General features: G+C 68.4%; 18 protein-coding genes. 5 read left to right on the top strand and 13 right to left on the bottom strand.

From position 1 onward, the window contains the following. Positions 1-63 precede the first annotated feature (63 nt). On the top strand, positions 64-1,764 hold the full coding sequence (locus AC1D2F_RS07380) for an NAD(P)H-dependent oxidoreductase subunit E (protein WP_476966483.1): 1,701 nt from the start codon (positions 64-66) through the stop codon (positions 1,762-1,764). Continuing rightward, entirely contained in the window at positions 1,752-4,436 is a 2,685-nt protein-coding gene (fdhF, locus tag AC1D2F_RS07385) for a formate dehydrogenase subunit alpha (protein ID WP_476966484.1), read from the top strand. Before AC1D2F_RS07380 ends, fdhF begins: the two co-directional genes overlap by 13 nt. Before the next feature lie 9 nt (positions 4,437-4,445). Here fdhF and AC1D2F_RS07390 read toward each other — a convergent pair whose 3' ends face one another. The 10 genes from AC1D2F_RS07390 to dxr form a co-directional block, all read right to left on the bottom strand. Continuing rightward, on the bottom strand, positions 4,446-5,858 hold the full coding sequence (locus AC1D2F_RS07390; protein ID WP_364747400.1) for a pyridoxal phosphate-dependent decarboxylase family protein: 1,413 nt from the start codon (positions 5,856-5,858) through the stop codon (positions 4,446-4,448). A 75-nt stretch (positions 5,859-5,933) separates the two neighbouring features. Further along, on the bottom strand, positions 5,934-6,728 hold the full coding sequence (locus tag AC1D2F_RS07395) for a sulfite exporter TauE/SafE family protein (protein ID WP_364747399.1): 795 nt from the start codon (positions 6,726-6,728) through the stop codon (positions 5,934-5,936). Positions 6,729-6,757: 29 nt separating this feature from the next. Next, complete coding sequence (locus AC1D2F_RS07400) at positions 6,758-8,569, bottom strand: proline--tRNA ligase (RefSeq protein ID WP_229993409.1); 1,812 nt, start codon at positions 8,567-8,569, stop codon at positions 6,758-6,760. A gap of 432 nt (positions 8,570-9,001) precedes the next feature. Then, positions 9,002-9,898, bottom strand: a complete 897-nt coding sequence (locus AC1D2F_RS07405; RefSeq protein WP_476966485.1) for a GNAT family N-acetyltransferase — start codon at positions 9,896-9,898, stop codon at positions 9,002-9,004. Continuing rightward, a complete protein-coding gene (ispG, locus tag AC1D2F_RS07410; RefSeq protein WP_028277109.1) occupies positions 9,852-11,018 on the bottom strand; it encodes a flavodoxin-dependent (E)-4-hydroxy-3-methylbut-2-enyl-diphosphate synthase in 1,167 nt (388 codons plus the stop codon). The genes AC1D2F_RS07405 and ispG overlap by 47 nt, the downstream gene beginning before the upstream one ends. A gap of 48 nt (positions 11,019-11,066) precedes the next feature. Then, positions 11,067-11,357 (bottom strand): YciI family protein, encoded by a 291-nt coding sequence (locus AC1D2F_RS07415; RefSeq protein ID WP_364747397.1) that lies wholly within the window; start codon positions 11,355-11,357, stop codon positions 11,067-11,069. A 59-nt stretch (positions 11,358-11,416) separates the two neighbouring features. Further along, on the bottom strand, positions 11,417-11,959 hold the full coding sequence (locus AC1D2F_RS07420; RefSeq protein ID WP_229993411.1) for a hypothetical protein: 543 nt from the start codon (positions 11,957-11,959) through the stop codon (positions 11,417-11,419). Further along, positions 11,956-12,654: a MarR family transcriptional regulator gene (locus tag AC1D2F_RS07425; protein ID WP_229993412.1), complete on the bottom strand. Its 699-nt coding sequence runs from the start codon at positions 12,652-12,654 to the stop codon at positions 11,956-11,958. The genes AC1D2F_RS07420 and AC1D2F_RS07425 overlap by 4 nt, the downstream gene beginning before the upstream one ends. 125 nt (positions 12,655-12,779) lie before the next feature. Further along, positions 12,780-14,111, bottom strand: a complete 1,332-nt coding sequence (locus tag AC1D2F_RS07430) for a M50 family metallopeptidase (RefSeq protein ID WP_476966486.1) — start codon at positions 14,109-14,111, stop codon at positions 12,780-12,782. A gap of 19 nt (positions 14,112-14,130) precedes the next feature. Further along, a complete protein-coding gene (dxr, locus tag AC1D2F_RS07435; RefSeq protein WP_229993414.1) occupies positions 14,131-15,315 on the bottom strand; it encodes a 1-deoxy-D-xylulose-5-phosphate reductoisomerase in 1,185 nt (394 codons plus the stop codon). Between the two features lie 107 nt (positions 15,316-15,422). On the opposite strand from dxr, the gene AC1D2F_RS07440 reads away from it, so the two are divergent. Then, the gene (locus AC1D2F_RS07440) at positions 15,423-16,901 is read left to right on the top strand and encodes a lipase maturation factor family protein (protein ID WP_476966487.1); all 1,479 of its coding nucleotides are present in this window, start codon (positions 15,423-15,425) and stop codon (positions 16,899-16,901) included. Positions 16,902-17,019: 118 nt separating this feature from the next. Here the strand turns inward: AC1D2F_RS07440 and AC1D2F_RS07445 are convergent, their stop codons facing one another. Genes AC1D2F_RS07445 through AC1D2F_RS07455 form a run of 3 tightly spaced genes read right to left on the bottom strand, consistent with a single transcriptional unit; the run spans position 17,020 to position 20,100 of the window. Then, entirely contained in the window at positions 17,020-18,552 is a 1,533-nt protein-coding gene (locus tag AC1D2F_RS07445; protein ID WP_229993416.1) for a tripartite tricarboxylate transporter permease, read from the bottom strand. Continuing rightward, entirely contained in the window at positions 18,545-19,066 is a 522-nt protein-coding gene (locus tag AC1D2F_RS07450) for a tripartite tricarboxylate transporter TctB family protein (protein WP_229993417.1), read from the bottom strand. Before AC1D2F_RS07450 ends, AC1D2F_RS07445 begins: the two co-directional genes overlap by 8 nt. A gap of 2 nt (positions 19,067-19,068) precedes the next feature. Then, positions 19,069-20,100, bottom strand: a complete 1,032-nt coding sequence (locus AC1D2F_RS07455) for a Bug family tripartite tricarboxylate transporter substrate binding protein (RefSeq protein WP_476966488.1) — start codon at positions 20,098-20,100, stop codon at positions 19,069-19,071. Positions 20,101-20,272: 172 nt separating this feature from the next. Between AC1D2F_RS07455 and AC1D2F_RS07460 the strand changes: the two genes are divergently transcribed. Together AC1D2F_RS07460 and AC1D2F_RS07465 are read left to right on the top strand one after the other, a co-directional pair. After that, positions 20,273-21,853, top strand: a complete 1,581-nt coding sequence (locus AC1D2F_RS07460; protein ID WP_229993419.1) for an ATP-binding protein — start codon at positions 20,273-20,275, stop codon at positions 21,851-21,853. Continuing rightward, positions 21,850-22,569, top strand: coding sequence for a response regulator (locus tag AC1D2F_RS07465; RefSeq protein WP_476966489.1), 720 nt, complete (start codon positions 21,850-21,852; stop codon positions 22,567-22,569). Before AC1D2F_RS07460 ends, AC1D2F_RS07465 begins: the two co-directional genes overlap by 4 nt. Positions 22,570-23,561 lie beyond the last annotated feature (992 nt).

Genomic DNA, 23,561 nt, shown 5'->3' on the forward strand with positions numbered 1-23,561 from the left:
CTTCACCTTCCGGGGTCTTTAGGCTCTTCCCCGACTGGGGGTCCCGGGGAGAAGGCTGGATGCATGCACGATTCCCCTGGCGGGCGCTCAGCCGCCGACCCCGGTGGGCAGGAGTACCGGAACAATGACGATCCGTTCCTCCGGTATGCGGCCCGCTTCGGGCGGCCGATCGGGGACGTCAGGACCATGCTCCGCACCCCGGACGCTGCTCCTGCCGCGATTGCCCGCGCGCTCGGGCTCCCCGCGGCAGCGGCCGAGGGACCGGCCTCGTTTTTCGCCGATTTCTCCGCACCGCGCGGAACCCGGCACGTCCGGGTCTGCGGCGCAGCCGCCTGCTTCGCGGCGTCCGGAGGCAGGCACATGGCGGACGTGGAGGCTGCCCTGGGAGTGGAGGCGGGGAGCCGAAGTTCGGACGGCGCCTTATCACTCCAGGAAGTGCGTTGCCTCGGCTACTGCTTCTGCGGACCGGCAGCCCTCGACGGCGAGAACGCGTGTGCCGGGGCCGACCTGCCGGCTCAATTGCTGGGAACGTCACCGCAGAAAGCCCCGCCCATCCCGGTGTACCGGGACAGTACGTTCCCCGTAGTGACCGCCGGACTGCTCGGAGCGTCGACACCTTGGTCGGTCTGGCCCGCCGTCGTGGCCTCAGGAACACCCGAAGCTGTCCTCAGCCAGGTCGAATCCGCCCGGCTGAAGGGACGGGGAGGGGCCGGCTTCCGCGTCGCCGCGAAATGGCGGGCCGCACTGGAGCACCCTGCACCGCGGGTGGTCGTGGCAAACGGCGATGAGGGCGACCCCGGTTCCTTTGCGGACCGCTTGCTCATGGAACGGGACCCGCACCGTGTGCTCGAAGGTCTTGCCCTTGCCTGCTTCGCCGTCGGTGCAGCCACCGGCGTCGTGTTTGTCCGCTCAGAGTATCCCGACGCGGTCGCCCGCCTGCAGGAAGCGCTGCTCGAGGCACGCACTGCCGGGCAGTTCGGCCCGGACGTGGGAGGCAGCGGATTCAGCCTGGAGGTCCACGTAGCTGTTGGCGCAGGGTCGTACGTCTCCGGTGAGGAAACGGCCCTGCTGAACGGGCTCGAAGGTCTGCGCGGCGTCGTGCGGCCCCGTCCGCCGTTTCCCACCGCGCGCGGACTCCACGGCTGGCCCACGGTGGTCAACAACGTGGAAACCCTCAGCGCGGTGCCGTGGATAGTGCAGCACGGCGGACCAGCGTACGCGGCGATGGGGACCGCGGATGAAGCCGGCACAGTGGTCGCTTGCCTGTCCGAACGGTTCCTCCGGCCCGGCGCCTACGAGGTGGAGATCGGCACGCCGGTGAGGCGGATCGTGGAGGATCTCGGCGGCGGCCTTCGGGACGGTGCAACACTGCGCGCCCTTCAAATCGGCGGACCCCTAGGCGGCTTCGTCGGCCCCGAGGACATGGATGTGCCGCTGAGTGATGCCGCGCTGACCAGGCACGGAGCAGCCCTCGGCCACGCAGGAATCGTCGCCTTCGATGACAGGCTGTCCGGCAGCCAAGTGCTGCGGAACCTGTGGGACTTTGCCGCCGCGGAGAGCTGCGGCCAATGCTCGCCCTGCCGGGTGGGGGCATGGCGCGGCCGGGCCTTGTCGGAGCGGCCGGATGACCAGGACATTCGCCGCGAACGCAGCGAAGTGCTGCGCACAATGGCGGCGGGCAGCCTGTGCGCTTTCGGCCGCCGGGTGCCGGCCGCGGTGCGAAGCCTCGCCCGCGTCTACGGACTGGATGGATGGCGGTCGTGAAACTCCTGGTCGACGGCCGTCAGGTCGAGGTTGCCGCCGGTGCTACGGTGCTCGACGCGGTGCGGGCGGCCGGCCTGGCCCTCCCGACGCTGTGCCACGATGACCGGCTCACAACGGTGGCCTCGTGCCGGACGTGCCTGGTCGGCATCACCGGCCGCGGTCCGGCGGCCGCCTGCAGCACCCCGGCCGAGGACGGACTGCGCATCACTGTCGAGGCGTCCCGGGCGATGCGGCGTGAGGCCCTGCGGGCCATCGTCGCGGGGCTGCCCGCCCGGGCGCTGGATGTCCCCGCCGACCGCAGCGAACTGGTCCGGCAATGCGCCGATTACGGGGTGACTGCCCCGGCCGGTTCGGTCGTGCCACCGGAGCGCGGAGTTGACCACTCCCACCCGTACGTCAAGCTTGACCGCGACCTCTGCATCGCCTGCGGGCGGTGCGTCCGCGCGTGCGCAGAGATCCAGGGCACGTTCGCCCTGACCCTCGTGGGCCGCGGAGCCGCCACGGTGGTGGCGCCGGGAACCGGGGGTCCCTGGGCGGAGTCCGATTGTGTCTCGTGCGGGGCGTGCGTGGACACCTGCCCCACCGGCGCGCTCTCCGAGCCCGGGCTGCTCAATCTGCTGCCGATCGAACGGCAGACGCGCACAACCTGCGGGTACTGCGGGGTCGGCTGCAGCCTGGAGGTCGCCACCCGTGACAACGTGATCATGACCGTCCGGCCCGCTGCTGACGGCTCGGTGAATCGCGGCCACGCGTGTGTCAAAGGACGGTTCGCCCATGGGTTCCTCGGTTCCGCGGACCGTCTGACCACCCCGCTGATCCGCAGGGACGGAACCCTGACGCCAGCGTCCTGGGAGGAGGCGACGACTTACGTGGCCGCCAGGCTGTCCGAAATTCGGGATGCGGACCCGGACGGATTCGCCCTCATCTCCTCGGCCCGGGCCACGAACGAGGAGAACTACCTGGCCCAGAAGTTCGCCCGGGCCCTCATGGGGACCAACAACGTGGACAACTGCGCCCGGCTCTGCCACGCCCCCTCGGCGGCCGGCCTGGCCGCCACGTTTGGCCTGGGCGGCGGGACGAACCCGTTCGATGACCTCGACCGGTGCGACGCGGTCCTCCTGGCAGGCGCCAATCCCACGGCGGCGCACCCGGTCGTCGGTTCCCGGATTTTCCAGCGGGTCATGGACGGCGTCCGCTTGGTGGTGGTGGATCCCCGGCGCACCTCTTTGGCCCGGCACGCCGACATCCACCTTCGGCCCCGGCCGGGTACCAACGTGGCCGTGTTTAATGGCCTCGCACACGTCCTGGCCCGCGAGGGACTCGTGGACACCGACTTCCTTGACGCGCACACAAGCGGCTACGAGGAGCTGCTGGCGTTGCTAGGCGACTATCCGCCGGAGCGTGTCGCAGGCATCTCCGGTGTCCCGGCGGAGGACCTGGTGCGGGCGGCTGTGATGTACGGCCAGGCGGCGGCTCCGGCAATCTTCTACGGACTCGGAGTGACCGAACATCGGCACGGCACGGACGGTGTCCGGACTCTGTCCAATCTGGCCCTCCTGCGCGGCGCCGTGGGGCCCGGTGCCGGCGCAGGGGTGAACCCGCTGCGCGGGCAGAACAACGTCCAGGGCGCGTCGGACATGGGGGCCCTGCCCGACCTGCTGCCCGGCTACCAGAAGGTCCTGGACCCCGCAGCGCGGGACCGGTGCGGCGTGGCATGGCAGGCCGATGTGCCGCCGCGACCCGGGCTTCGGATCCCGCAGATGTTCGAGGCCGCCCGGAACGGGGCGTTGAAGGCGCTGTGGGTGATCGGGGAGGACGTGCTCGCCACGGACCCTGACAGCACGTCGGTGCGGGCGGCCTTGACTGCCTGCCCGCTGGTGATCTGCAACGATCTGTTCCTCTCCCCCACGGCAGCAGCGGCGGACGTCGTCTTCCCGGTGGCCGCCTGGCTTGAGAAGGACGGCACGTTCGTCAATTTCGACCGGCGCTTCCAGCGGGTCCGGGAAGCCGTGGCGCCCCCGGCCGGCGTCCGCACGGACTTCGCCGTGTTGCACGCCGTCGCTGCCCGCATGGGGGCGGACCTCGGTTGCGCCACACCGGCGGAGGCCATGGCGGAATGTGCCACAGTGGCGCCGCTGTTCGGTGGAATCTCACACCCACGCCTGGACCGGGACGGCCCGCTGCATTGGCCGTGCGGGTCTGCCGATTCCCCCGGAACACCACGGCTCTATCAGGACCGGTTCGCCACGCCGGACGGCCTGGCGCACCTGGCCGCCCGGCCCTATCTGCCGCCGGGCGAGGAATGCGACGCGGAGTTCCCGTTCCTGCTGATCACCGGGCGCAGAGGAGAGCACTACAACTCCGGCAGCATGACCCGTCGGACGCACAACCTGCGCCTGCTCGCAGAAGAGACGGTCGACGTCGAACCCGGGGACGCGGCGGCACTGGGCGTCCGCCACGGTGATCTTGTCCGGCTGGGCAGCCGGCATGGAACGGCGGTCCTGCGGGTCAGGATCACGGACGATATGGAACCGGGCCAGGTGTTCGCGGGCTTCCACTTCCCCGGGGCAACGGTGAACAGCCTGACATCTTCCGTGGAGGATGAGGTTACGGGGTGCCCTGAATACAAGGTGACCGCCGTCCACATCTTTCGGATCCGCGTAACCGGATAATCCCCGCGGTTAGCCCCGTACGGCCGCCAATGCGTCGCGGACGGCGTCGACGGCGACTCTGACGTCGGCGTCGTCCGTGCTCCAGTTGCTCACCGAGATCCGCAGGATATCGCGGTCCTGCCAGTGTGAACCGGACATCCAGACCCGGCCGTCGCCGATGATCCGCTCCGTCACGGCGCGCGTCACGGCGTCATCCCCGAACGCCAGGGAAACCTGGGTGTAATCGACGTCGTTGAGCACCTCGACGCCGTCCAGCGCCGCGAGCTGTTCGGCCAACTGCGCGGCCCGCTGCACGAGCGTGCGGACCTGGCTGGCGACGCCGTCGCGGCCCAGGGATTTCAGCGCCGCCCACACCGGGACGCCGCGCGCGCGGCGGGAGAGTTCAGGCACGGACTCGAACGGGTCCCCGGCACCGTCCGCGGCCTGGATCAGGTAGCTGGTGCGCAGACCCATCGCCGACCGCAAGGCCTGGGCGTCGCGCACGATCGCGATCCCGCAGTCGTAGGGGACATTGAGGGTCTTGTGCGCATCCGTCCCCCACGAATCGGCCAGGCCGATTCCCGCAGTCAGGGCGGACAGCTCGGGCACGGCGGCCGCCCAGAGTCCGAACGCCCCGTCCACGTGCACCCAGGCGCCATGCGCCTTCGCGACGGCGATGGCCTCGGCGAAGGGGTCGAAGGCGCCCGAATGCAGGTTGCCGGCCTGCAGGCACACCAGGGCAGGGACCGGGCGGCCGTCCTCCCCCGCGCCGAGCGCAAGGTCCAGGGCGCAATCCAGCTCGGCCGGGATGATGCGCCCCTGACGGTCGGAGGGCACCACAATGGGACGCCCGAGGCCCAGGTAGCGCAGGCCGAGGTCGATGGTGTCGTGACGTTCCTGCCCCACGAAGCAGCGGATCCGGGGCGCACCGGCGAGACCGTCGCCGTCGAGATCCCAGCCGGCATCGGCCATGAGCCGCCAGCGGGCGGCGGCGAGTGAAGTGAAGTTGGCCATGGTGGCGCCGGTGGCAAAGCCGACGCCGGACTCTTCGGGTAGATCCAGCAGCTCAAGAATCCATTTGCCGGCGGCTTCCTCGATCGCGGCGGTGGCGGGCGTGGCGAAGCGCAGCCCCGCATTCTGGTCCCAGGCGCTGAGCAGCCAGTCGGCCGCCAGGGCAGCCGGCAGTGTGCCGCCGATGACCCAGCCGAAGAACCGTCCGGACGGCATGGCCATCAGCCCGGGTTCGGCCTTGGCCGCGAGATAGTCCACGACTTCCGCGGCCGGCATGCCCTCTTTGGGCAGCGGTCCGCCGAAGTCGGCCGCGAGCTCGGCCGCCGTTACCTGTGGCCCGATGTGGCGTGTTCCCTGGCTCTCGAGCCACCGGCGTGCGTGCCCGGCCGCGGCCTCCAGGGCATCCCGATAGCGTTCCTCACCTGCTGACATAGCTGCATGCTACGCCCGGGGCCAGCGGACCGGGAGTCCCTTTACCAGCCTGCCCGAGCCGCCGGAACTGCCGGCCTAAGCGAAGTTATCTTGCCAAACGTCGGAGCCGAGCTTGATGATCAGCGCACCCACGACCACCAGGAACACGATCCGGATGAACCTGCTCCCCTGCCGGACCGCAGTCCGGGCACCGAGGTAGCCGCCGGCCATGTTCGCCAGGCCCAGCAGCAGCCCCAGCCCCCACAGCACGGCACCGTGCGGAATGAAGAACAGCAGGGCTCCGGCGTTGGTGGCCATGTTCACGATCTTGGCCTTGGCGCTGGCTTCCAGGAAGGCGTAGCCCATGGCCGAGACGAGGGCGATGATCAGGAACGAGCCCGTGCCGGGGCCAATCATGCCGTCATAGAAGCCGATCACGCCGCCGATCACGCAGGCCACCACGTAGTGCCGGTGCCCCTCGTGGCGCAGCTTGGTCAGCTCACCGACGCCGGGCTGGAAGGCGGTGAAAAGGGCGACGGCGATCAGCGCCACCACGATGATCGGCTTGAACACGCTTGCGGGCAGGTTGGCGGCCAGCGCCGCCCCGCCGAAACTGCCCGCCATCGCGATCCCCGCCATGGGCAGTGCGGTGCGCAGATCGGGCCGGACACGGCCGTAATACGTGACCGCACTCGTGGTGGTGCCGAAGATGGAGCCCATCTTGTTGGTCGCCAGCGCCTGGACCGGGCTGATGCCCGGCACCAGGAGCATCGCCGGGAGCTGGATGAGCCCGCCGCCACCGACGACGGCGTCGACCCAGCCCGCCGCCAGGCCCGCCACGACGATCAGGATGACAGTTCCGAGCTGGATCGACTCGAGTCCGGAGACCACTACTTAGTACGGCTTAGGACGGCGCAGCATCAGCTGTTGCGCACGGCGTTGACCACGTAGTCAACAGCCTTGTCAACGGCTACGTTCTCGGCATCGCCGCTGCGGCGGTCCTTGATCTCCACGACGCCGTCCACGAGTCCGCGCCCGACGGCGAGGATGGTGGGGACGCCGACGAGTTCGGCGTCGCCGAACTTCACGCCGGGGGAAACCTTTGGGCGGTCGTCATAGATGACGTCGAGGCCGGCAGCTTCAAGCTCCAGGGACAGTTTTTCGGCGGCAGCGAAGATTTCCTCACCGCGGCCCACGGCCACAACGTGGACGTCGGCCGGGGCGACGGCGCGCGGCCAGACGAGGCCCTTGTCATCGTGGTTGGACTCGGCCAGGGCTGCCACGGCGCGGGTGACGCCGACGCCGTAGGAACCCATGGTCACCACCACCTGCTTGCCGTTCTGGTCCAGGACCTTCAGATCCAGTGCCGCGGCATACTTCCGGCCCAGCTGGAAGATGTGGCCCATTTCGATGCCGCGGGCGGTTTCGAGCGGACCGGAACCGTCCGGGGCCTCGTCGCCGGCGCGCACGTCGGTGCACTCGATGACGCCGTCCCAGCCGAAGTCGCGTCCGGCGACGAGGCCGAAGACGTGCTTGCCGGCCTCGTTCGCGCCGGTGACCCAGGCGGAGCCGCTGACGACGCGGGGATCCACGAGGTAGAGCATCTTGGCGGCGCCCTCGGTGCCCAGCAGCGGCGCATCCAGGGACATGCCGGGGCCGAGGTACCCCTTCACGATCAGGGGCTGCTTCTTGAGGTCGTCGTCGTTGGCGGCTTCGAGCGTGATCTCGCCGGCAATCGGCAGGAACGAGCCAATGTTCGCTTCGACGCGCTTGAGGTCGACGCCGCGGTCGCCGGGGAGGCCGATGACGACGAGCTGGCGTTCGCCGGTCGGCAGCGTCACGGCGAGCACGACGTTCTTGAGCGTGTCGGCGGCGGTCCAGGGGCCGCCGTCGGCCTCTGCGCGCGGAACGAGGACGTTGGCGGCGTCGACGAGCGTTTCGATGGTGGGCGTGTCCGGGGTGTCCCGGATTTCGGCGGCCGGGGCGTTGCTGAAGTCGATGTCCGCCGGGACCACCGTGGTGACGGCCTCGACGTTGGCCGCGTAGCCGCCGGCCGAGCGCACGAACGTGTCCTCGCCGATCTCGGTGGGGTGCAGGAATTCCTCGCTCTTGGACCCGCCCATGGCGCCGGCGGTGGCAGCAACCGGAATCACCTCGAGGCCGAGGCGCTCGAAGATCTTCAGGTACGCGCCGCGGTGGGCGGCGTAGCTGGCATCCAGTCCGGCGTCGTCGACGTCGAAGGAGTAGGAATCCTTCATGATGAATTCGCGGCCGCGCAGCAGGCCGGCCCGGGGACGTGCCTCATCGCGGTACTTGTTCTGGATCTGGTAGATGCTCAGCGGCAGGTCCTTGTACGAGGAGTACAGGTCCTTGACCAGCAGGGTGAACATTTCCTCGTGCGTGGGGGCCAGGAGGTAGTCGTTGCCCTTGCGGTCCTTGAGCCGGAAGATGCCCTCGCCATATTCGGTCCAGCGGTTCGTGGCCTCGTAGGGTTCCTTGGGCAGCAGCGCCGGGAAGTGGACTTCCTGGGCTCCGATGGCGGTCATTTCCTCGCGGATGACCTGCTCCACCTTGCGCAGCACGCTCAGCCCCAGCGGCAGCCAGGTGTAGATGCCCGGCGCGGCCCGCCGGATGTAGCCGGCCCGGACCAGGAGCCGGTGGCTGGCTACCTCGGCGTCGGCGGGATCTTCGCGCAGGGTGCGCAGGAACAGCTTGGAGAGTCGAAGGACCACAGGTGGGATATCCGTTTCTGGGGAAAGTGCGGGCAAAACCGGGAAAAGCATCTAGGTACTAATCTACCGTCCGGAGCGCACCCCTTTGCCGCGGCGGCCCTGCGGCGGACGCGCTGGGGCAGTGCGCAGGACGTGGAAGAGCCACGCCATAACTGTGGAAGCCCCTGGCCGTTTCCGGCTGGTCATCCCGTCATGGCGTGGCTCCCGTGGCCCCAGCACCCCCAGATCTCAGGCTGCGAGCTACTTGGTGTCGCCTCCAGACGTCGCCTTCCCCGAAAAAATGCGCTGGGGAACGCTCGCGCCTGTGCGACACGGCTAGGTAGAACCTATGTGACACGCGGCCGGGAATCAATAGTCTGCAACCGCATAATTCCTTCGTGTCCGTACAAGTCCGTTGCGGGGTGCCCAGCAGATGACGGCCGGCGGCGCCGGCTAAAAGAGCACCGTGGCGAACGTCCCGACCTGGTGGAAGCCCACCCGGTCGTAGGTGGCGCGCGCCTTTGAATTGAAGTCGTTGACGTACAGGCTGGTGACCGGCGCGAGGGTCTGCGCGAGGACGACGACGGCGGCCATGTAGCCCGCGCTCAGTCCCAGTCCGCGGAACTCGGGATTCATCCAAACGCCCTGGACCTGGGTCACTTCCTGCGTGACGGCACCGAGTTCGGCCTTGAAGACAACCTGGCCGTCCGCGTTCACGTGCACAAGGGAATGCCCCTGGCGGACGAGGCTTCTGACGCGGCGGCTGTAATACTCCCTGCCGCCCAGGTAGGGCGAATAGCCCACTTCCTCCTCGAACATGGCCGCGCACGCGGGCAGGATCTTGTCGAAGTCAGCCAGCTGGCCAAAGTCGAGTGCGGCCTCGGGCCGGACAGCGGGCGGGCCCGAGATCGTCAGCAGGGGCTGGTGGTCGCGGACTTCATGGGCCACCTGGCCGAGCTGTTCCAGGGCCACGTAGATGGCCAGGACAGTTTCGGCGGGGCCAAAGATCGAGGCGTAGCGGCGCCCGGAGCGGTGCGCGGCCATGGCAACGAGGCCCGCGAGGTCGGGGGCCAGCTCGATCGGCACCAGATTGGCGCCGGCCCAGCAGGCGCCGAGGAGGATGTCGCCGTCGAACACGCCAAGAATGCTGGCGCCCCCGGCCGTGGGGGACGCCGTGCCGGCGGCCTCCAGGTGCGAGAGGATGAAGACATTGGCGACGGCGTCCCGGTGTGCCAGCGCCAGCAGGGCTCCGGTGTCGGCGCCTCCAAGGACGCGGACAACGACGCCGGGAGCGGCGTCGTCCCTACGAGACGCTAACCACGGGGCTACCCTTGACAGCATCTTCGCCATCGGCGTCCCCCATCTCTTCCGCGATACGCATGGCTTCTTCGATCAGTGTCTCAACAATCTGATCCTCCGGGACAGTCTTGATGACTTCGCCCCTGACAAAGATCTGGCCCTTGCCGTTACCCGAGGCAACGCCGAGATCGGCCTCGCGGGCCTCGCCGGGACCATTCACTACGCATCCCATGACCGCCACGCGCAGCGGGACCTCCATGCCTTCGAGGCCGGCCGTGACCTGCTCGGCGAGCGTGTAGACATCCACCTGGGCGCGGCCGCAGGACGGGCAGGAGACGATTTCCAGCTTGCGGGGGCGCAGGTTGAGCGACTGCAGGATCTGGTTGCCCACCTTGATTTCCTCGACCGGCGGGGCCGAGAGGGAGACGCGGATCGTGTCGCCGATTCCGCGGGAGAGCAGCGCGCCAAACGCCGTCGCGGACTTGATGGTGCCCTGGAATGCCGGTCCGGCCTCGGTGACGCCGAGGTGCAAGGGCCAGTCGCCCTTTTCGGCCAGCATCTCGTAGGCGGCAACCATGATGACCGGGTCATTGTGCTTGACGGAGATCTTGAAGTCGTGGAAACCGTGTTCTTCGAAGAGCGAGGCTTCCCAGACGGCGGATTCCACGAGGGCTTCCGGGGTGGCCTTGCCGTATTTCTTCATGATGCCGGGTTCCAGGGAGCCGGCGTTGACGCCGATCCGGATCGAGGTGCCGTGGTCCTTGGCGGCCCGGGCGATTTCCTTGACCTGGTCATCGAACTTGCGGATGTTGCCCGGGTTCACGCGCACGGCGGCGCAGCCGGCCTCAATCGCGGCGAAGACGTACTTCGGCTGGAAGTGGATGTCCGCGATCACCGGGATCTGGGACTTCTTGGCGATGATCGGCAACGCCTCGGCGTCATCGGCGGACGGGCAGGCGACGCGCACGATGTCGCAGCCGGAAGCCGTGAGCTCCGCGATCTGCTGCAGGGTGGCGTTGATGTCGGTGGTCGGCGTCGTGGTCATGGACTGGACACTGATGGGCGAATCGGAGCCGACGCCCACGGATCCCACCTTGATCTGGCGCGTCTTCCGGCGCGGGGCGAGAACGGGGGGCGGTGCTGACGGCATTCCCAGGCTGACCGAGGTCACATGGACTCCCTTTTAGTTTCGATGAAGCGAAGGTGTGGGCGGGACGGGCTAGGCGTGCTCGGCCAGAAGACCGGTCACCGGTGCCCACACGGTGGTGCGCGTGCCCGAGATGGCACCGGCAGCTGCGAAGGGGTCCTGCCGCAGGAGGTCATTCAAGGCCGTCTCGTCGGACGCCTTGAAGATGAGCAGCGCGCCCGCACCGTCGCCGTAGGGGCCGCTGGCCAGCAGGGCGCCCTCGCGGGCCAGCCCTGCCGTCCATTCGCGGTGCGCCGGGCGGCTGGCATCGCGGACCTCGGAAGATTCGGCGTCGTACACGTACTCCACAGCAAAAACAGTCATATGGATACACTATCGCCCTGTTTGCCCGGTTCCCATCCGGGGGGCTCCGGGGCGCGCGGTCAGCCGAGGAAGAGGACCTTGGTCAGGGCGGCAACGCCGGCTGCCCAGAGCATGGAGGTGAGGGTTCCGATGATGAACCGCTCGGCGGCAACCGGTGTGGCTTTCAACTCGGCAAACCGGCCAAGGCCCTTGATCGCCACGACATAGGCGATGGCGACTGGCTGGCCGGCGAGGATTGCCATGCACACGGCGAACCGCTCCAGGATGCCAATGATGGCGCCGCCGCGCAGGATGCGCACGCTGCTGACGGTGTCGGCGGGCGGGGCCGCGTCCGGCGCTGCGGCCGCCGCGGCGGCTGGCGCGGCGTCCGGGGCGGCATCAGGGGTCGGCTGGATTTCGGGGTCTGTGGTGGAGTCGGCGGAGGGATCCTCGGCCGCGTCCCCTCCGGGAGTACCCGCCGCGCCGGCCGTGCTGCCGGCGTCGGTCCCGTCATCTAAAGTCCGGTCATCTATGGTTCGGGCGAGACGGAACACCCAGGCGGTGACCGGCCAGCCGGCGAAGCCTGCGGTGAGCAGGGCCAGCGTGATCCAGAGGGCGTTCACTTTTCTCCTTCTACGGTGTCGTGGGCGAGGGCCAGCAACATTTCTGCCGCCGGCCTCGCCGCCCATTCTTCCTGCCAGCCCGAGCGGAGGACTGCGCGGCTCACCGACTGCTCCGTGATTCCGAGTTGCTGCGCCGCAACTTTTTGGGTGCCGTGGGTACCGTGGGTGTCGTGCCGCACCGAGCGCAGCACGTCCACGACTTTCCATTGCGCCGCGGTCCGGTCCTGGACCAGGCGACCAATCAGTCGAAGCACCGCCTCGGCATTGGCGCAGGCCTTGGCCCCCCGGGACCCGTTGGCGCCGTCCGCGGCCGCTGCTGCGCCTACCGATGCACTTGCCCGACGCCGGCCGCGGCCGGCGACCACGGCGAGCGGCACATGGGCGGCCGCCCCTTTGGCCCGGTCAACGGCGGCCCGGGCCGCCACGAAGGCGGGACCGGAGCCTTCCCGCGGGCTGGCGGGCAGCGGCAGGTCCACCTCCCCCACCCCGATTCCGACGTACCAGCGGCCGCTGCGCAGGGCATGCAGGGCGATCTCCACAACCTCGTCGGCCCGCTCCACGACGCCCTGGACCTCGTCGCCCACCGAACGTTCAAAGCGCCCTGCAGTGGAAAGTGCGCTGACTTCCTTGAGGAGGCCGGGGACGCGGTCGACGTCGCCGGTGCTGCCGCGCTGGTCGATTGTCATGACGTACATGACCTCAGCCTAGGGAGGTGATCCTGAATAATCAATCACTTACAACTGATTATTTAAAATCAGCTGAAATAAGCTTATAAGTGAAAGTCAGCGGCATTTGGCTGGAACGGCCGGTGCGGCTCCCCTTATCCGAAGAGATTGACCGGCTTGACGATGTCCGCGTAGATCAACAAGGCTCCCATGCCCATCAGCAGCACCGCCACCACATAGGTCACCGGGAGCAGCTTGGCGATATCGAAGGCTCCGGGATCCGGGCGGCCGGACAGCTTGGCGATCTGGCGGCGGGCCCCCTCGTACAGCGCGCCCGCCACGTGGCCGCCGTCGAGCGGCAGCAGCGGGATCAGGTTGAAGACGGCCAGGGCGAAGTTGAGTCCGGCCAGCAAACCTATCAGGGCGGCGAAGCGGGACTGCAGCGGGACCTCCTCCATGGCGGCGACCTCGCCAGCCACGCGGCCCACGCCCACCACGCTGATGGGGCCGTTGGGGTCCCTGGGTTCCTCGCTGAAGGCTGCCTTGGCCACGCCGGCCACGCGGGCCGGCAGGTTCACCACAACCCCGGCAACCTGCGCAATGTTCTCCCCCGCCATCGGCAGCACGGACGACGCCGGCTGCTGCACGAGTACCGTCTGGGCGCCGATGCCCAGGAAGCCGACGTCCTGGTACTGGAGGCTTCCGTCAGCGGCCTTGGCCTGGCGGCCGTCGGGACCGATCACCGGGCGGGCGGAGAGCACGGGCGTGACGGTGGTGGAGACCGTGGCGCCGCCGCGCTCCACGGTGATGCTGACCTGCCTGTCCGCCGAGGCCCGGATCCAGCCGGTGAGTTCGTCCCAACCGGTGACGGCCTTGCCGTCGAAGGAGGTGATGGTGTCGTTCGGCAACAGGCCCGCGGCCGCGGCGGGCGTGAGCTTGCAGTCGGCGGAATCCGGGTCCACGGTCTCGCCGGCCTTGACCTGGCACTTGGAGACGTCCGCGATAGTGGTGGTCTGGCTGGCGGTACCGAATCCCATCAGCAGCACCGCGGTCAGCACGACGCCGATCAGCAGGTTCATCGCGGGCCCGCCGAGCATGATGATGATCTTCTTCCAGACCGGCAGCCGGTAGAAGACCCGCTTTTCGTCCCCGGGGCCGATTTCCTCGTGGGCCAGGGAGCGGGCATCGGATGCCAGCGACTGGAACATGCCGGTGCTGGAGGCGCGGACGGTGCCGTCTTCCTTGTTCGGCGGGTACATCCCGATCATGGACACATAGCCGCCCAGCGGGATGGCCTTGAGGCCGTACTCGGTTTCGCCCCGCTTCTTGGACCAGACGGTGGGTCCGAATCCGATCATGTACTTGGTGACGCGGACTTTGAACAGCTTGGCCGGGACCAGGTGCCCGACTTCGTGCAGGGCAATGGACACGGCAATGCCGATCGCCACGAAGACGACACCGAGGATAAAGAGGAGGACGGGGCTCATGTGCGTGATCTGCTGCTTCCTAGACGCTTCTGACGGCTAAACGTTCGTGGGTGCGGGCGCGTGCCCATCTTTCAGCATCCAGCACTGACTCCACCGTCAGCCCGGAGGATCCTGTGTGTTCGCTGAGGACGGCGTCGATGGTGTCCACGATGTCGGTGAACCGGATCTGCCCGGCGTGGAAGGCCATCACCGCCTCCTCGTTCGCGGCATTGAACACGGCCGGGAAGGTGCTGCCCTGCCGGGCGGCAGCCTTCGCGAGGGCGACGGCGGGGAAGGCCGCGGCATCCAGCGGCTCGAACGTCCAGCTGGTGGCCTTGCTCCAGTCGCAGGCGCTGGCGGAACCGGGGACACGGTCCGGCCAGCCGAGACCGAGGGCAATGGGCAGGCGCATGTCCGGCGGCGAGGCCTGGGCGATCGTGGAGCCGTCGACAAACTGGACCATGGAGTGCACCACGGACTGCGGGTGGACTACGACGTCGATCTTCTCCAGCGGGATGTCGAAGAGCAGGTGCGCCTCGATCACCTCCAGGCCCTTGTTGACCAGGCTGGCGGAGTTGGTGGTGACCATGAGGCCCATGTCCCACGTGGGGTGGGCGAGGGCGTCCTGCGGCGAGACGTCATGCAGCTCGGCCCGGGTCTTGCCGCGGAACGGGCCGCCGGAAGCCGTCAGGATCAGCCGGTCCACTTCCGCCGCGGAGCCGGAGCGCAGGCATTGGGCAATGGCCGAATGCTCCGAATCCACAGGCACGATCTGCCCTTCGCGGGCCGCGGCCTTGACCAGGGCGCCGCCGACGATCAGGGACTCCTTGTTCGCCAGGGCCAGCGTGGCACCGGACTTCAGGGCTGCCAGGGTGGGGGCAAGTCCGATTGAGCCGGTGATGCCGTTGAGGACGACGTCGGCGCTGATTTCCGCGATCCGGGTGGAGGCATCCGGGCCGGTGATGATCTCGGGACGGTAGCCCGTCACTGAAGCCGCGCGGGCGGCGTCGTCGATCATGTCCCGGAGGGCGGAGGCCTCCCCGGAGGCGACTCCGACGGCCCAGGCGCGGGTGTGGACGGCCTGCCGGGCCAGGAGTTCGAGGTTGCCGCCGCCGGCGCTGAGCGCCACGATCTCAAACAGGTGCGGGGCGCCGTCGACGACGTCAATCGCCTGTGTGCCGATGGAACCGGTGGACCCGAGGAGGACGATTTTGCGCGGCTGCATGCTTCAAGTATCCCGCACCGCGTCCCGTGCTCGGGTTGCCCGTTTCCACGCGCGGCGGGTCGCAGCCATGCGTTGACGCAGCAGGCCGGAGGCGTAACGTGGAAAACGTGGAGTGGACCGCGTGGTTCGACGCGCCGGAGTACGAGTTCGCCCGGCAAGTGCTGCAGCGCAGCACCGCCACCCTCTTCTTCGTGGCCTTCCTCTCCTCGCTCAACCAGTTCCCGGCCCTCCTCGGCGAGCGCGGCCTGTTGCCGGTGCCGGCGTATCTCGAAGGCTTCAACCGCCTGGGCCGGCCCAGCCTGTTCCGCTGGCGCTACTCGGACCGGCTGCTGCGGACGGTCTGCTGGAGCGGCATGGCCATTGCCGCCACGCTCATCGCCGGGCTGCCCCAGCTCGGGCCGCCCTGGGTTCCACTCATCGCGTTCCTGACCCTGTGGTTGTTGTACATGTCGATCGTGAACGTGGGGCAGACGTTTTACGGCTTCGGCTGGGAGATGCTGCTGCTGGAGGCCGGGTTCACAGTGGCCTTCCTGGGCTCCGACCAGACTCCCCCGCCCAGGCCGATCCTGATCCTGCTGGTCTGGCTGGTGTTTCGGCTGGAGTTCGGCGCCGGCCTGATCAAGATCCGGGGCGGCCCGGAGTGGCGGGACCTGACAGCCCTGTACTACCACCACGAGACCCAGCCGATGCCGGGGCCGCTGAGCCGGCAGGCGCATCTGCTCCCCAAGGCCTGGCACCGGCTGGAGGTCCTGGGCAACCACTTCGCGCAGCTGGTGGTGCCGTTCTTCCTCTTTGCCCCGCAGCCACTGGCCAGCGCCGCCGCCGGGATCATCATCTTCACCCAGCTGTGGCTGGTGGCGAGCGGAAACTTCGCCTGGCTGAACTGGATGGCTATCATCCTGGCCTTCGCGGCGGTCAGCGATCCCGTGGCGCACGCCGTGCTTCCGGCAATCCCGCTTGAGTGGCACGCCGCGTCCGCGTCCGCAGGCGCAGGCGCCGGGGCCGGCAGCCAGGCGCCGGTCGCGTGGCTGGTGGTGGTCCTGGTTGCCACGGTGCTGCTCGTGGTGCTCAGCTACCGGCCGATCGAGAATCTCTTTTCCCACCATCAGCTGATGAACGCATCTTTCAACCGCTGGCAGCTGGTGAACACCTACGGCGCGTTCGGCACGGTCACGAAGCGGCGGATCGAGATCGTGGTGGAGGGGACCCTCGACGCGGAACCCGGGGATGATGCGGACTGGCGGGAGTATGGGTTCAAGGGCAAACCGGGAGACCTCCGGCGCATCCCGCGCCAGTTCGCCCCATACCACCTGAGGCTTGACTGGCTGATGTGGTTCCTGCCGCTGCGTACCGTGCACGAGGAATGGTTCTACGCGTTCCTGGCCAGGCTGCTGGCGGCGGACCGGCCCACGCTGCGGCTGCTGCGCCATGACCCGTTCGACGGCGAACGGCCCCACTGGGTGCGTGCCAGCAGCTACCTCTACCGTTTCTCCACCCGGGCCGAGTTCCATGCGAGCGGCCAGCGTTGGATCCGGACTCCGTTGTATGTCGTCATCCCGCCCTCGCGCCTGCCGCCGGACGCCTGAGGCCCGTGTTCCGGGCGGCCCAGCGCCGGCCGGTGCGTTCTCGTGCGGCCGTTTGCCACAAATGGCCGGAATGAGGGTCGTCATTCCGGCCATCTGCGGCAATCGGGAACGCCCGCGCCTAGACGGACACCTGCTCCTGCGCCGGCGCGGCCTCCACCGCTGCCTGGCGGCGGCGGAGCCACCACGAGGCAACGAAGATCAGCGCCATGGAGACGTACACCACCAAGGCGAACGGCGAGGAGAACAGGGCCGTGGGGTCGTTCTGCGAGAGCTGCAGCGAGCGCCGCAACTGCACCTCGAACATCGGTCCCAGGATCATTGCCACCACCATGGGCGCCACCGGGTAGCCGTAGCGGCGCATGAAGTAGCCCAGGATGCCCACCACCAGCAGGATGCCGACGTCGCTCGGGGAGAAGTTCACCGAGAACGCTCCCAGGGCGGCGAACACCAGGATGCCGGCGTAGAGGTAGGGCCGCGGGATCTGCAGGATCTTCACCCACAGGCCCACCAGCGGCAGGTTCAGGACCAGCAGCATGAGGTTGCCGACATACAGCGACGCGATCAGGGTCCAAACAAGCGCCCCCTGATTTTCGAACAGGAGCGGGCCGGGCTGGATCTGGTAGCGCTGGAACGCCGTGAGCATCATGGCCGCGGTCGCCGTCGTCGGGATGCCGAGGGTCAGCAACGGCACCAGGACACCGGCGGCCGCGGCGTTGTTGGCCGCTTCGGGCCCGGCGACGCCTTCGATCGCGCCCTTGCCGAACTGGGCCTTATTGGCGCCCTTGGCCAGCTTCCGCTCGGCGGCGTAGGACAGGAACGTGGAGACGTCCGCGCCGCCTGCCGGGACGGTGCCGATCGGGAACCCGATGAAGGTTCCGCGCAGCCACGGTTTCCAGGACCGCTTCCAGTCCTCCTTGGACAGCCAGGCGTTCTTGCCCTTGCTGACCGGGATGAGCTCCACGGGGCCGTGCCGCAGCTTGGAAGCGACGTAGAGTGCCTCGCCGAGGGCAAAGAGGCCCACGGCCACCAGGACCATGTCGATGCCGTCCACCAGGGTGGGGTTCTCGAACGTGAAGCGCTGCTGGGCCGTGCTGTCATCGATGCCGATCAGGCCGATGAACAGCCCGAGGGCAAGGGAGGCCAGGCCGCGCAGGACGGAGGCGCCCAACAGCGCGCCGACGGTCAGGAAGGCCACCACCATGAGGGCCACGTAGTCCACGGGGCCGAGGCCGACGGCGAAGTCGGCCACGACGGGCGCCAGGAAGGTCAGCAGGACCGTGGCGATGGTCCCGGCAATGAAGGATCCGATCGCCGCCGTCGCCAGGGCCGCCGCTCCCCTGCCGGCCTTGGCCATCTTGTTTCCTTCGAGCGCCGTGACGATCGAGGAGGATTCGCCCGGCGTGTTCAGCAGGATGGAGGTGGTGGAACCGCCGTACATGCCGCCATAGTAGATCCCGGCGAACACGATCAGCGCCGCGGCCGGTTCCAGGGCATAGGTGATGGGCATGAGCAGGGCCACGGTCATGGCGGGGCCAATGCCGGGGAGCACGCCGACGGCGGTGCCGACGAAGACCCCGCCCAGGGCGTAGAGCAGGTAGACGGGCTGCAGCGCGGTGGCGAATCCTTCGAGCAGGAGCATGAAGCTATCCATGGAAGAAGGCCACCCCCTCGAGCAGCGGCCCCGGCGGCAGGGATACGCCCAGCAGCCCGCCGAATACGTACTGCAGCACCAGCGCCAGGATCACGGACACGGTGATCGCCTTCCAGAGGGGTTTGGCGTCCAGGGACCAGGCGGCACCGCTGAAGAGCACGGCGGCGGCCACCGGCCAGCCGGCCGGCTCGATCAGGAAGATGTGCAGCACCACGAAGCCCACCAGTTTGGCGAGGGCCACCCAGTCGGTCTTGGCGGTCACGTCCAGGTCTTCGCTGTCCTCGGCCTGGCCAACCTTGCCGCGGAGGACCTGCAGGACCACCCCGGCGCCGCACAGCACCAGCATGCCGCACACGATGTAGGGGAAGGCGCGCGGGCCGATGCCGGTCTCCGACGGCGGGATCGGAATGGATCCCGCCGTCGCCAGGCCCGCGACGCCCACGCTGACGAACACGAGGGCGAACAGGATCTCCCCCGTCGGGCGTTTGGCGGGCGTTGTTGCGAGAGAAGACATTCTTACTTGACCAGGCCGATCTGGGTCAGGGTGGTCTTGACCTTGGCGATGTCCTCGGTCAGGAAGGTCGTGAAGCCGTCACCGGCCAGGAAGGCGTCGTCCCAGTTGTTCTTGGACAGGGTGGATTTCCAGGCCTCGGAGGCGTGCAGCTTGGTGACGACGTCGGTCAGCTTCGCGCGCTGGGCGTCGTCGATGGAGCCGGGGGCCACCACCCCGCGCCAGTTGGTCAGCACGACGTCGATCCCCTGGTCCTTGAGCGGCTTGACGCCGGGAAGCGCCGGGGCCTCGGCCTTTCCGGAGACGGCGAGCGCCCGGACCTTGCCGGCCTTGACCTGTTCGGCGTACTCGCCCACGCCGGAGATGCCGGCCTGGACCTTGTTGCCGAGCAGCGCCGCGATGGATTCGCCGCCGCCGGAGTAGCCGATGTAGTTCAGCTTGTCCGCCTCCACGCCCTGGGATTTCAGGATCTGCCCGGCCAGGATGTGGTCTGCGCCGCCGGCCGAGCCACCGGTGATGGACACGCCCTTGCCGTTGGCCTTGATGTCCGCCACGAGGTCGGCGACGGACTGGTATTTCGACGACGCCGGCACCACGAGGACCAGGGGTTCTTCGGTGAGCCGCGCGATCGGGGTGGTGTCTTCGAGCCGGGTCTTGGCTCCGTTGGTTTCGACTGCGCCCACCATGACGTAGCCCATCACCATAAGGGTGTTGACGTCCTTCTCCGTGGCCAGCTTGGCCAGCCCGTTGGTCCCGCCGCCGCCGCCGATGTTGGTGACCTGGGCAGAGGAGACGAGCTTGTTGGACTGCAGGTCCTGCTGCATGGCGCGTCCGGTCTGGTCCCAGCCGCCGCCCGGGTTGGCGGGGACGATGATGCTGAGCTTCTTGATCGGGTCGGCGCCCCCGGACGCGCCGGCAGCCGCGCCGGTTCCGCTTCCTGCGCAGGCGGACAGGGCCAGGACGACTCCGGCGGCTCCGGCAATGAAGGCGGCGCGGCGGGTGTGGGTGGGCCGCGTGAAAAAGTTCTGCGAAGTCATGGTTTCTCCTTGAGCGAATGTGATGCACATCATCGGAATCACGTCACTGACCCTAGGAGCGCCCAGCGAAGGGCAACAGAATTTGGCCTTAGAGGTAGTAGTGGTCATATTGGTCACGGCCGCGGCCGTCTTTTTGGCGGGCGGCCGGCGCTCCCAATGCGAAACTTGTGACATGTTTCACAGAATTCCCCTACGGTTCCAGCTGGTCGCATTGCAGCTGGGCATCGTGCTGGCTGTCCTCACGGCGGTAGGGGCGGTGACCATCCGGATGCAGGAACAACAGCTCCGGGACGCCTACAAGGGCCGCCTGATCGGCGTGGCCGAAAGTGTTGCCCAGCTGCCGTCCGTCATCAACGCGTTCGGAACGCCCTCGCCGGCCCAGACCATCCAGCCGATCGCGGAAGTCATCCGGCAGGCATCCAATGTCACGTACGTGGTGGTGACAGACCGGCACGGTGTCCGCCAGTCGCACCCCAATCCGGCGGAAATCGGGCGGCCGGTCTCCACCGATCCCTCTGTGCCCCTGTCCGGGGAGATCTATGTTGGCACCCAGACGGGCACGCTCGGTGAATCCTGGCGGGTGAAGGTTCCCATCTTCGATGCGGCCGGCACGGTGATCGGCTCCGCTTCCGTGGGAGTTTTGGAGAGCACCCTGGCCGCCGACCTCCATGAGGACATGCCGCAGCTGTTCGGCTGGCTGCTCGGGGCGGCGCTGCTGAGTTCCCTTGGCGCGATGTACGTCTCGAAACTGGTCTGGCGGCGGATCTACAAGCTTGAGCCCGAGGACATCGCGGCCCTGCTTGAAACGCGCGACGCCATGCTCCACGGCCTGGGCGAAGGGCTCGTGGCGGTGGACGTGGACGGCAGGATCGCGCTGGTCAATGATGAGGCCCGCCGCCTGCTGGCGCTGGCCGGGGACATCACCGGGACGCCCGCCGCGGCGAGCCTGGAACCGGCGGTCCTCCGCTTGCTCTCGGCCGGGTCCGCCACGGAGGAACTGGTGCTCTCGGGCGAGCGGATCCTGCTGGGCAAGGTCAATGCGGCCACCGTCGACGGCCGCGAAGTCGGCAAGGTGCTGATCCTGCGGGACCGCACCGAACTGCACACCGTCCTGCGTGACCGCGACGGCGCCGTGGACGTGACGCAGGCCCTCCGCGCCCAGGCGCACGAATTCGCCAACAAGCTGCACGTCATTTCCGGACTGCTGGAGCTCGGAAAGCAGGACAAGGCCATCGAATACCTGGGCCGCAGCCACAACGACGCCGTTTTCGCGAACCGGCCGCAGGCGGCCGGAATCACCGATCACGGGGTCCAGGCCCTGCTGATCGCCAAGTCCACAGTCTGCGCCGAGCGCGGCATCGAGATCATCGTCAGCCCTGAGTCGCTGTGCTCCGCCGATGACTCGGGCGACGTTATTACGGTTCTGGGCAACCTGATCGACAACGCTGTGGACGCTGCCGGCTACGACAGCACTGTTGCCGTCCGGCTGGGCGAGAGCGCCGACGGCGGGCGGACCATCGTGGTGGAGGACGACGGACCGGGCGTCCCGGTTGCGGAACGCGCTAAAGTGTTCGAGCCCGGCGTCACCAGCAAGGAGGCCGAGGGAATCAACAGCCGCGGATTTGGGCTTGCCCTGGTCCAGCGGGTTGCCCTCCGGCGCGGAGGCCGGGCGGCGGTCTCCTCATCGGCATTGGGCGGAGCCTGCTTCTCGGTAGTGCTCAGGACAAAAGAGGCGGAACTACAAAAGCAATGAGCGCCATACGCACCCTCATCATTGACGATGACGTAGCAGTGGCCGGGATCCATCACGGGTTCCTGCTGGCACGCGGCGGATTCGACGTCGTGGCCATGGCCCACACCGGGCAACAGGGCCTCGATCTGGCCGCGGAGTTGGGGCCGGAGCTGGTGTTGCTGGACATTCACCTGCCGGACATGTCCGGCCTGGACGTCCTGCAGCGGCTGCGCGGGCGCCGGCGGCCGGTGGATGTCCTCGTGATAACTGCGTCCCGGGAGCTCGACACGGTCCGGGGCGCGATGGCCGGCGGGGTGCTGCACTATCTGGTCAAGCCCTTCTCCTCGCAGGCATTGATCGAACGGCTGGACGAGTACGTCATGCTGCGGGAGGAGCTGGCCTCCGGAGCCGCCGGGCCGCTGGACCAGGCAAGCATCGACCGCCTGGTGGCTCCCACCCGCCGGCCCGCGGCGGCGGAAACCCCTGCGGGACAGTCTGCCGAGCCGCTGGCCAGGCTGCCGAAGGGGCTGTCCCGGCCCACGCTGGACGCCGTCATCGAGGCGCTGAAGGCCAGTCCCGAGGACGTCTCGGCGGCCGGTCTGGCGGTCGAGCTCGGACTGTCGCGGGTCAGCGCCCGGCGTTATCTCGAATATCTGGTCATCCACGGCTTCGCAAGGCTCACGCCCCGTTATGGTGCGGCTGGGCGGCCGGAGAACCGATACCTGTGGAAACGCTGAGCATGTCCAGTCTTCGGTGCGGGCAGCCCGGGACGCCTGGCACAAAATGCGGGGCACGGGCCAGGGTTGCGCGTCACGGGGCAGCCTTTCGACGCAGATGGCCGCTACAGGACCGCCAATCCGGCCATTTGTGGCGAATCGACGACGTCCAGCCGGGGAGGGCCCTACATCGGCACCCACGAAACCGCCCGGCCACCTAGGGACCATGGGCGCAGGCCCTCGGGGACGGGTCGAGGATTCAGAGCCACAGGGCACCCATTCGACGCAGATGGCCGCAATAGGACCGCCAATCCGGCCATCCGTGGCGAATCGACGACGTCCAGCCGGGCAGGGCCCTACATCGGCACCCACGAAACCGCCCGGCGGGCACCCATTCGACGCAGATGGCCACAATAGGACCGCCAATCCGGCCATCCGTGGCGAATCGACGACGTCCAGCCGGGCAGGGCCCTACATCGGCACCCACGAAACCGCCCGGCAACACGGGAAGTGTCGGCACCCACGAAACCGCCCGGCAACACAGGAAGTGTCGGCACCCACGAAACCGCCCGGCCACCCAGGGACCATGGGCACAGGCCCTCGGGGACGGGTCGAGGATTCAGAGCCACAGGGCACCCATTCGACGCAGATGGCCGCAATAGGACCGCCAATCCGGCCATCCGTGGCGAATCGACGACGCCCGGCAACCCAGGGACGTGTCGGCACCCACGAAGCCGCCCGGCCACCCAGCGACGCATGGGCACAGGTGCGAGCCAGGGGTTGCGCGCCACAGGGCACCCATTCGACGCAGATGGCCGCAATAGGACCGTCAATCCGGCCATCTGTGGCGAATCGACGACGTCCAGCCGGGCAGGGCCCTACATCGGCACCCACGAAACCGCCCAGCCACACCCATTCGACGCAGATGGCCGCAATAGGACCGCCAATCCGGCCATCTGTGGCGAATCGACGTTTCACACGGCAGAGCCTCACCTGGGCACACGTTGGTGGGC

This window comes from Arthrobacter sp. P1_B3 (assembly GCF_056406615.1).

Bases quoted from the DNA above. Each gene is read 5' to 3' on its own strand.
- AC1D2F_RS07455 (WP_476966488.1), bottom strand. From the start codon at position 20,100: ATGACTTCGCAGAACTTTTTCACGCGGCCCACCCACACCCGCCGCGCC.
- AC1D2F_RS07465 (WP_476966489.1), top strand. From the start codon at position 21,850: ATGAGCGCCATACGCACCCTCATCATTGACGATGACGTAGCAGTGGCC.
- fdhF (WP_476966484.1), top strand. From the start codon at position 1,752: ATGGCGGTCGTGAAACTCCTGGTCGACGGCCGTCAGGTCGAGGTTGCC.
- AC1D2F_RS07430 (WP_476966486.1), bottom strand. From the start codon at position 14,111: ATGAGCCCCGTCCTCCTCTTTATCCTCGGTGTCGTCTTCGTGGCGATC.
- AC1D2F_RS07405 (WP_476966485.1), bottom strand. From the start codon at position 9,898: ATGGCGAAGATGCTGTCAAGGGTAGCCCCGTGGTTAGCGTCTCGTAGG.
- AC1D2F_RS07460 (WP_229993419.1), top strand. From the start codon at position 20,273: ATGTTTCACAGAATTCCCCTACGGTTCCAGCTGGTCGCATTGCAGCTG.
- AC1D2F_RS07450 (WP_229993417.1), bottom strand. From the start codon at position 19,066: ATGTCTTCTCTCGCAACAACGCCCGCCAAACGCCCGACGGGGGAGATC.
- AC1D2F_RS07445 (WP_229993416.1), bottom strand. From the start codon at position 18,552: ATGGATAGCTTCATGCTCCTGCTCGAAGGATTCGCCACCGCGCTGCAG.
- AC1D2F_RS07380 (WP_476966483.1), top strand. From the start codon at position 64: ATGCACGATTCCCCTGGCGGGCGCTCAGCCGCCGACCCCGGTGGGCAG.
- dxr (WP_229993414.1), bottom strand. From the start codon at position 15,315: ATGCAGCCGCGCAAAATCGTCCTCCTCGGGTCCACCGGTTCCATCGGC.
- AC1D2F_RS07425 (WP_229993412.1), bottom strand. From the start codon at position 12,654: ATGTACGTCATGACAATCGACCAGCGCGGCAGCACCGGCGACGTCGAC.
- AC1D2F_RS07415 (WP_364747397.1), bottom strand. From the start codon at position 11,357: ATGACTGTTTTTGCTGTGGAGTACGTGTACGACGCCGAATCTTCCGAG.
- AC1D2F_RS07390 (WP_364747400.1), bottom strand. From the start codon at position 5,858: ATGTCAGCAGGTGAGGAACGCTATCGGGATGCCCTGGAGGCCGCGGCC.